At 67.2% G+C, this 8,429-nt stretch carries 3 protein-coding genes; all 3 read left to right on the top strand.

Annotated elements, in window-relative coordinates; all coding sequences use genetic code 11:
- Positions 1-299, top strand: a 299-nt coding sequence (rplL, locus tag BN10_RS08815) for a 50S ribosomal protein L7/L12 (protein ID WP_084311003.1), incomplete at its 5' end; no start/stop codon positions are given.
- 567 nt (positions 300-866) lie between these two features.
- Complete coding sequence (gene rpoB, locus BN10_RS08810) at positions 867-4,352, top strand: DNA-directed RNA polymerase subunit beta (protein ID WP_010850894.1); 3,486 nt, start codon at positions 867-869, stop codon at positions 4,350-4,352.
- A 120-nt stretch (positions 4,353-4,472) separates the two neighbouring features.
- Positions 4,473-8,366, top strand: coding sequence for a DNA-directed RNA polymerase subunit beta' (locus BN10_RS08805; RefSeq protein WP_010850893.1), 3,894 nt, complete (start codon positions 4,473-4,475; stop codon positions 8,364-8,366).
- Positions 8,367-8,429: the final 63 nt, after the last annotated feature.

The raw sequence follows: 8,429 nt of genomic DNA, 5'->3' as shown, positions 1-8,429 counted from the left end.
TCGGCGTGACCGCCGCTGCCCCCGTCGCCGTTGCGGCGGCCCCGGGCGCCGGCGCCGGTGGCGGCGACGCTGCCGCCGAGGAGGAGAAGGACGAGTTCGACGTCGTTCTCACCGCGGCCGGCGAGAAGAAGATCGCCGTCATCAAGGAGGTCCGTGCGCTCACCTCCCTGGGTCTCAAGGAGGCCAAGGACCTCGTCGACGGCGCCCCCAAGCCCGTCCTGGAGAAGGTCGACAAGGCCACCGCCGAGAAGGCCAAGGCTCAGCTCGAGGAGGCCGGCGCCAGCGTCGAGCTCAAGTGAGCCCGGCCCGCGCGTGAGCGCGGGGCACCAGCACCACACGACGTGGGGCGGATCCAATCGGATCCGCCCCACGTCGGCGTTGGGCCGCACGTCGAGGGCGTGGAGGAGTCGCCAACCGTGGCGAATACCGTTGTGCGGCAGGGGAGTGGCCGTCCTGCCATCGCCATTCGACCGGGCGGCCGTCGGGTGGTGGAGCGAGGGCCCACGGGCGGACCGGCCGCGTCATGGTCCGTCGCCCGCGCCGGGTGGGCGTGGTGTCCGCCACGCCCGGCCGGCGGCATCCCTTGACGTGACGGCCACCGGGCGTTCACCATGTGGGGGCTTGCGCTGAACGGACCTTGTGGGTTCCAGGTGTGACGCGGTAGGCCCCACTCGCCGGGCGCGAGATTGACGGGGTTGGCTTCGCGTGCCTTCTTTGCTATGGTTGTCCCTTGCGCCTACTTTCTTCCTGACCCCCTGTGCGGTGAGTGGCCCTTCGTCGTGCCTGACGATCGGTCCGCCCGCAGCGGGAGCAGGAATGGTCGGCGCCGCCACCTGAAGTCACCAGGCCAGTGGAAGGACCCATCCTTGGCTGCGCGCACCGCGTCCCAGACAACTGTTTCCGGACGGACGGCTTCGGGCCGCCTGTCCTTCGCGAAGATCCGTGAGCCCCTCGAGGTGCCGGACCTGCTCGCCCTCCAGACCGAGAGCTTCGACTGGCTCCTCGGCAACGAGCGCTGGCAGGCCCGCGTCGCCGAGGCGAAGGCCGAGGGTCGGACCGACGTCCCCGACCGTTCCGGTCTGGAGGAGATCTTCGAGGAGATCTCCCCGATCGAGGACTTCGGCGGGTCGATGTCGCTGTCCTTCCGCGACCACCGCTTCGAGGAGATGAAGTACTCCATCGACGACTGCAAGGAGCGCGACCAGACCTACTCCGCGCCCCTGTTCGTCACCGCCGAGTTCATGAACAACATGACCGGTGAGATCAAGAGCCAGACGGTCTTCATGGGCGACTTCCCGCTCATGACCGAGCGCGGCACCTTCATCATCAATGGCACCGAGCGCGTCGTCGTCTCGCAGCTCGTCCGCAGCCCGGGCGTCTACTTCGAGCGCACCGCCGACAAGACGTCCGACAAGGACATCTTCACCGCCAAGGTCATCCCGAGCCGCGGCGCCTGGCTCGAGTTCGAGATCGACAAGCGCGACATGGTCGGCGTCCGCGTCGACCGCAAGCGGAAGCAGTCGGTCACCGTGCTCCTCAAGGCGCTCGGCTGGACCGAGGCCCAGATCCTCGAGGAGTTCGGCGACTACGAGTCGATGCGGCTGACGCTCGAGAAGGACAACGTCCAGGACCAGGACGCCGCCCTGCTCGACATCTACCGCAAGCTGCGTCCGGGCGAGCCGCCGACCAAGGAGGCCGCGCAGACCCTGCTCGACAACCTCTACTTCAACGGCAAGCGCTACGACCTGGCCAAGGTCGGTCGCTACAAGATCAACAAGAAGCTCGGCATCGAGGGCGACCCGTCGGCCTCGACCCTGTCGATCGACGACATCGTCTCCACGATCAAGTACATCGTCGCCCTCCACGCCGAGCAGGCCACCCTGCCCGGGCGCAGCAAGGGTGAGGACGTCGAGATCCCGGTCGAGACCGACGACATCGACCACTTCGGCAACCGTCGCCTGCGCAACGTCGGCGAGCTCATCCAGAACCAGGTCCGCACCGGCCTGTCCCGGATGGAGCGCGTCGTGCGTGAGCGGATGACGACCCAGGACGTCGAGGCGATCACGCCGCAGACCCTGATCAACATCCGTCCCGTCGTGGCGGCGATCAAGGAGTTCTTCGGGACCAGCCAGCTCTCGCAGTTCATGGACCAGAACAACCCGCTGTCGGGCCTGACCCACAAGCGGCGCCTGTCCGCGCTCGGTCCAGGTGGTCTCTCCCGTGACCGCGCCGGCATGGAGGTCCGTGACGTTCACCCGAGCCACTACGGCCGCATGTGCCCGATCGAGACCCCGGAAGGCCCGAACATCGGCCTGATCGGCTCGCTCGCGTCCTACGGACGAATCAACCCGTTCGGTTTCATCGAGACCCCCTACCGCAAGGTGACCAAGGGTCGGATCACCGACGACATCCACTACCTGTCGGCCGACGAGGAGGACCGTCACGTCATCGCCCAGGCGAACGCGACCCTCACCGAGGACGGCAAGAAGTTCGCGCACGAGCGCGTCCTGGTGCGTGTCAAGGGTGGCGAGGTCGAGTACGTCCCGGCCGAGGATGTCGACTACATCGACGTCTCCGCCCGCCAGATGGTGTCCGCGGCCACCGCGCTGATCCCCTTCCTCGAGCACGATGACGCCAACCGTGCGCTCATGGGCTCGAACATGCAGCGTCAGGCCGTCCCGCTCGTCCGCTCCGAGGCCCCCCTCGTCGGCACCGGCATGGAGTTCCGCGCCGCGGTCGACTCCGGTGACGTCGTCGTGGCCGAGAAGGCCGGCGCCGTGACCGAGGTCTCAGCGGACCTGGTGACCGTCGCGCACGACGACGGCACCTACAAGACGTACAAGATCAACAAGTTCACCCGCTCAAACCAGGGCAACAGCTACAACCAGCGCGTCGTCGTCTCCGAGGGCGACCGCCTGGAGGCCGGTGCCCTCATCGCCGACGGTCCCGCGACCGACGGTGGCGAGATGGCCCTGGGTCGCAACCTGCTCGTGGCCTTCATGCCGTGGGAGGGCCACAACTACGAGGACGCGATCATCCTGTCGCAGCGCCTCGTCCAGGACGACGTCCTCTCCTCGATCCACATCGAGGAGCACGAGGTCGACGCCCGTGACACCAAGCTCGGCCCCGAGGAGATCACCCGGGACATCCCGAACGTCTCCGACGAGGTCCTCGCCGACCTCGACGAGCGCGGCATCATCCGCATCGGTGCCGAGGTCCGCGACGGCGACCTGCTCGTCGGCAAGGTCACTCCCAAGGGTGAGACCGAGCTGACCCCCGAGGAGCGCCTGCTGCGCGCGATCTTCGGTGAGAAGGCGCGCGAGGTCCGCGACACCTCCCTCAAGGTGCCGCACGGCGAGACCGGCACGGTCATCGGCGTGAAGGTCTTCGACAAGGACAACGACGACGAGCTGCCCCCGGGCGTCAACCAGTTGGTCCGCGTCTACGTCGCGAACAAGCGCAAGATCACCGACGGTGACAAGCTCGCCGGTCGTCACGGCAACAAGGGCGTCATCTCCAAGATCCTCCCGGTCGAGGACATGCCCTTCCTCGAGGACGGCACGCCGGTCGACGTCGTGCTCAACCCGCTCGGTGTCCCCGGCCGAATGAACATCGGTCAGATCCTCGAGCTGCACCTGGGCTGGGCGGCCAGCCGTGGGTGGGAGATCGCGGGCAACCCGGAGTGGGCCAAGAACCTCTCCGACGAGGCCCGCGATGTCGAGCCCGGCACCCGTGTCGCCTCGCCGGTCTTCGACGGTGCGCGCGAGGAGGAGATCATCGGCCTGCTCGACAGCACTCGCGAGACCCGCGACGGTGTGCGCCTCATCGACGGTTCGGGCAAGGCCCGCCTGTTCGACGGTCGCTCGGGTGAGCCCTACCCGGACCCGGTGTCGGTCGGCTACATGTACATCCTCAAGCTGCACCACCTCGTGGACGACAAGATCCACGCGCGCAGCACCGGTCCCTACTCGATGATCACCCAGCAGCCGCTCGGCGGTAAGGCCCAGTTCGGTGGCCAGCGCTTCGGTGAGATGGAGGTCTGGGCCCTCGAGGCGTACGGCGCGGCCTACTCGCTCCAGGAGCTCCTGACGATCAAGTCCGACGACGTGAACGGTCGCGTCAAGGTCTACGAGGCGATCGTCAAGGGCGACAACATCCCCGAGCCCGGCATCCCCGAGTCCTTCAAGGTCCTCATCAAGGAGATGCAGTCCCTCTGCCTCAACGTCGAGGTCCTGTCCAGCGATGGCCAGACGATCGAGATGCGCGAGGCCGAGGACGACGTCTTCCGCGCTGCGGAGGAACTCGGCATCGACCTGAGCCGGCGCGAGCCGTCCTCGGTCGAAGAGGTCTGAGGTGTTCCCCGGTATGCCGTGAGGTCGCCACGAGAGCGAGCCCCGCGGCATACCGGACCACCGCACGACAACGAACACCACAGACTCAACTGGCAAGAAACGACGAAAAGGAAGCACCACGTGCTGGACGTCAACTTCTTCGACGAGCTTCGGATCGGCCTGGCCACCGCGGAGGACATCCGCACCTGGTCCCATGGCGAGGTCAAGAAGCCGGAGACGATCAACTACCGCACCCTCAAGCCCGAGAAGGACGGCCTCTTCTGCGAGAAGATCTTCGGCCCCACCCGGGACTGGGAGTGCGCCTGCGGTAAGTACAAGCGGGTCCGCTTCAAGGGCATCATCTGTGAGCGCTGTGGCGTCGAGGTGACCCGTGCGGCCGTCCGTCGCGAGCGGATGGGCCACATCGAGCTCGCCGCCCCGGTCACCCACATCTGGTACTTCAAGGGTGTCCCGAGCCGCCTCGGTTACCTGCTCGACCTCGCGCCGAAGGACCTCGAGAAGGTCATCTACTTCGCCGCCTACATGATCACCAGCGTCGACGAGGAGCAGCGGCACGCCGACCTGCCCTCGCTCGAGGCGCAGATCCAGGTCGAGAAGAAGGAGATCGAGAACCGTCGCGACTCCGAGATCGAGACGCGCGCCAAGAAGCAGGAAGAGGACCTCGCGGCCCTCGAGGCCGAGGGTGCCAAGGCCGACGCCAAGCGCAAGGTGCGTGACGGTGCCGACCGCGAGATGAACCAGATCCGCAAGCGTGCGGACGGCCAGATCGAGCGCCTCGAGCAGGTCTGGGACCGCTTCAAGAACCTCAAGGTCCAAGACCTCGAGGGCGACGAGATCCTCTACCGCGAGATGCGGGACCGTTTCGGTCTCTACTTCGAGGGTGGCATGGGTGCCGCTGCGATCCAGAAGCGACTGGAGACCTTCGACCTCGAGGCCGAGGCCGAGTCGCTGCGCGACACGATCGCCAACGGCAAGGGCCAGCGGAAGACGCGGGCCCTCAAGCGCCTCAAGGTCGTCTCGGCTTTCCAGACGACCACGAACCAGCCGGCCGGCATGGTTCTGGACGCGATCCCGGTCATCCCGCCGGACCTGCGCCCGATGGTGCAGCTCGACGGTGGCCGTTTCGCGACCTCGGACCTCAACGACCTCTACCGCCGTGTCATCAACCGCAACAACCGCCTCAAGCGACTGCTCGACCTCGGCGCGCCGGAGATCATCGTCAACAACGAGAAGCGGATGCTCCAGGAGGCCGTGGACTCGTTGTTCGACAACGGTCGTCGTGGTCGCCCCGTGACGGGCCCCGGCAACCGGCCCCTGAAGTCGTTGTCCGACATGCTCAAGGGCAAGCAGGGCCGATTCCGCCAGAACCTGCTCGGCAAGCGCGTCGACTACTCCGGCCGTTCGGTCATCGTCGTCGGCCCGCAGCTCAAGCTGCACCAGTGCGGCCTGCCCAAGCAGATGGCCCTCGAGCTCTTCAAGCCGTTCGTGATGAAGCGCCTGGTCGACCTCGACCACGCGCAGAACATCAAGTCGGCCAAGCGCATGGTCGAGCGTCATCGTTCGGTGGTGTGGGACGTCCTCGAAGAGGTCATCACCGAGCACCCCGTGCTGCTCAACCGCGCACCGACCCTGCACCGCCTGGGCATCCAGGCCTTCGAGCCACAGCTCGTCGAGGGCAAGGCCATCCAGATCCACCCGCTCGTCTGCACGGCCTTCAACGCCGACTTCGACGGTGACCAGATGGCCGTCCACGTGCCGCTCTCCGCGGAGGCGCAGGCCGAGGCCCGCATCCTCATGCTGTCGAGCAACAACATCCTCAAGCCGGCCGACGGTCGTCCGGTGACCATGCCCACCCAGGACATGATCATCGGCCTCTACCACCTCACCTCCGAGGTGGAGGACGGCAAGGGTGCCGGTCGGGTCTTCGGCTCGGTCGCCGAGGCCCGGATGGCCTTTGACGCCGGCGAGATCCAACTCGGCTCGATCGTCCGGATCCGCCTGCGCCACCTCGTCCCGACGCCGCTCGTCGAGCTGCCGGAGGGTGTCGACGCCAACGAGGCCGGGTTCGTCGACACCTGGCTGGTGGAGACCACCCTGGGTCGCGCCCTCTTCAACGAGACGCTCCCCGAGGACTACCCCTACGTCAACGACCAGGTCGACAAGAAGCGCCTGTCGACGATCGTCAACGACCTCGCCGAGCGTTACAGCAAGGTGCAGGTCGCCGCGAGCCTCGACGCGCTCAAGGAGTACGGCTTCCACTGGGCGACCCGGTCGGGCACCACGGTGGCCATCTCCGATGTCGTCACCCCGCCGAAGAAGCTCGAGATCCTCGAGGACTACGAGACCAAGGCAACCAAGGTCCAGACCCAGTTCGAGCGTGGTCTGATCACCGACGAGGAGCGCCGTCAGGAGCTCATCGAGATCTGGACCCAAGCCACCAACATGGTCGCCAAGGAGATGGAGGCCAACCTCCCGAAGACGAACACGATCTTCCGGATGGTCTCCTCGGGTGCTCGTGGTAACTGGATGCAGTTGCGCCAGATCGCCGGTATGCGAGGACTGGTGTCCAACCCGAAGGGCGAGATCATCCCCCGACCGATCCGCGCGAACTTCCGCGAGGGCCTGTCGGTGCTCGAGTTCTTCATCTCGACCCACGGGTCGCGAAAGGGTCTGGCCGATACCGCGCTGCGGACCGCCGACTCGGGTTACCTGACCCGACGCCTTGTCGACGTGTCCCAGGACGTCATCATCCGTGAGGACGACTGTGGCACCGAGCGGGGTCTGGCCATGCCGATCGCGGCGGTCAACGAGCGCACCGGTGAGCGGATGGTCCACGACGACGTCGAGACCTCCGTCTACGCCCGGACGCTGGCTGAGGACGTCGCCGGCAAGGACGGCGACGTGCTCGCCGAGGCCGGCATCGACCTCGGTGACGTGGTCATCGGCGCGCTCTTCGCGGCGGGCGTTGACTCGGTCAAGGTCCGCTCGGTCCTGACCTGCGACAGCCACGTCGGCACCTGCGCCAAGTGCTACGGCCGCTCCCTCGCGACCGGCAAGCTGGTCGACATCGGCGAGGCCGTCGGCATCATCGCGGCCCAGTCGATCGGTGAGCCCGGCACGCAGCTGACGATGCGTACCTTCCACACCGGTGGTGTGGCCGGTGACGACATCACCCAGGGTCTGCCGCGTGTCGTGGAGCTCTTCGAGGCCCGCACCCCCAAGGGTGTTGCGCCGATCGCCGAGGCGAGCGGCCGGGTCACCATCGAGGAGAGCGACAAGGGCCGACGCATCCTGCTCGTGCCCGACGACGGTGGCGAGCAGCACGCCTACCCGGTGAGCAAGCGTGCGCGCCTGCTCGTCCAGGACGGCCAGCACGTCGAGGCCGGAAGCCCGCTGACGGTCGGCAACATCGACCCGAAGAACGTGCTCCGCATCCTCGGCCCGCGCGCCACCCAGATGCACTTGGTCGACCAGGTGCAGGCGGTCTACCGACAGCAGGGTGTGTCGATCCACGACAAGCACATCGAGGTCATCGTCCGGCAGATGCTCCGCCGGATCACGATCCTCGAGTCCGGCGACGCGGATCTGCTGCCGGGCCGGCTCGTCGAGCGTGGTCAGTTCGAGGCCGAGAACCGTCGCACGGTCGCCGAGGGTGGCAAGCCCGCGGCCGGTCGTCCGGAACTCATGGGCATCACCAAGGCCTCGCTCGCGACCGACAGCTGGCTCTCCGCGGCCTCCTTCCAGGAGACCACCCGCGTCCTCACCGAGGCCGCGATGGAGGGCCGCTCGGACCCGCTGCGCGGGCTCAAGGAGAACGTCATCCTGGGCAAGCTCATCCCGGCCGGCACCGGCCTGATGCGCTACCGCAACGTCAACGTCGAGCCGACCGAGGAGGCGAAGGCCGCGATGTACACGCTTCCGACCTACGACGACTACGGTTACGGCACCTTCGGCGCCGGCAGCGGCGAGGCGATCCGCCTCGACGACGCGGAGCTCGGTCTCGACCGGTTCTGAGCCCAACGACAACGGCGGGGTATGCCGCGGCGCCAGCCGCCCGGCATACCCCGCCGTCGTCGT

The sequence above is a fragment of the Phycicoccus elongatus Lp2 genome, assembly GCF_000367525.1.
Classification (GTDB): Bacteria; Actinomycetota; Actinomycetes; order Actinomycetales; family Dermatophilaceae; genus Phycicoccus_A; species Phycicoccus_A elongatus.
Note: the sequence above shows the minus strand (reverse complement) of the source record. Positions and strands in the feature narration are given on the sequence as shown.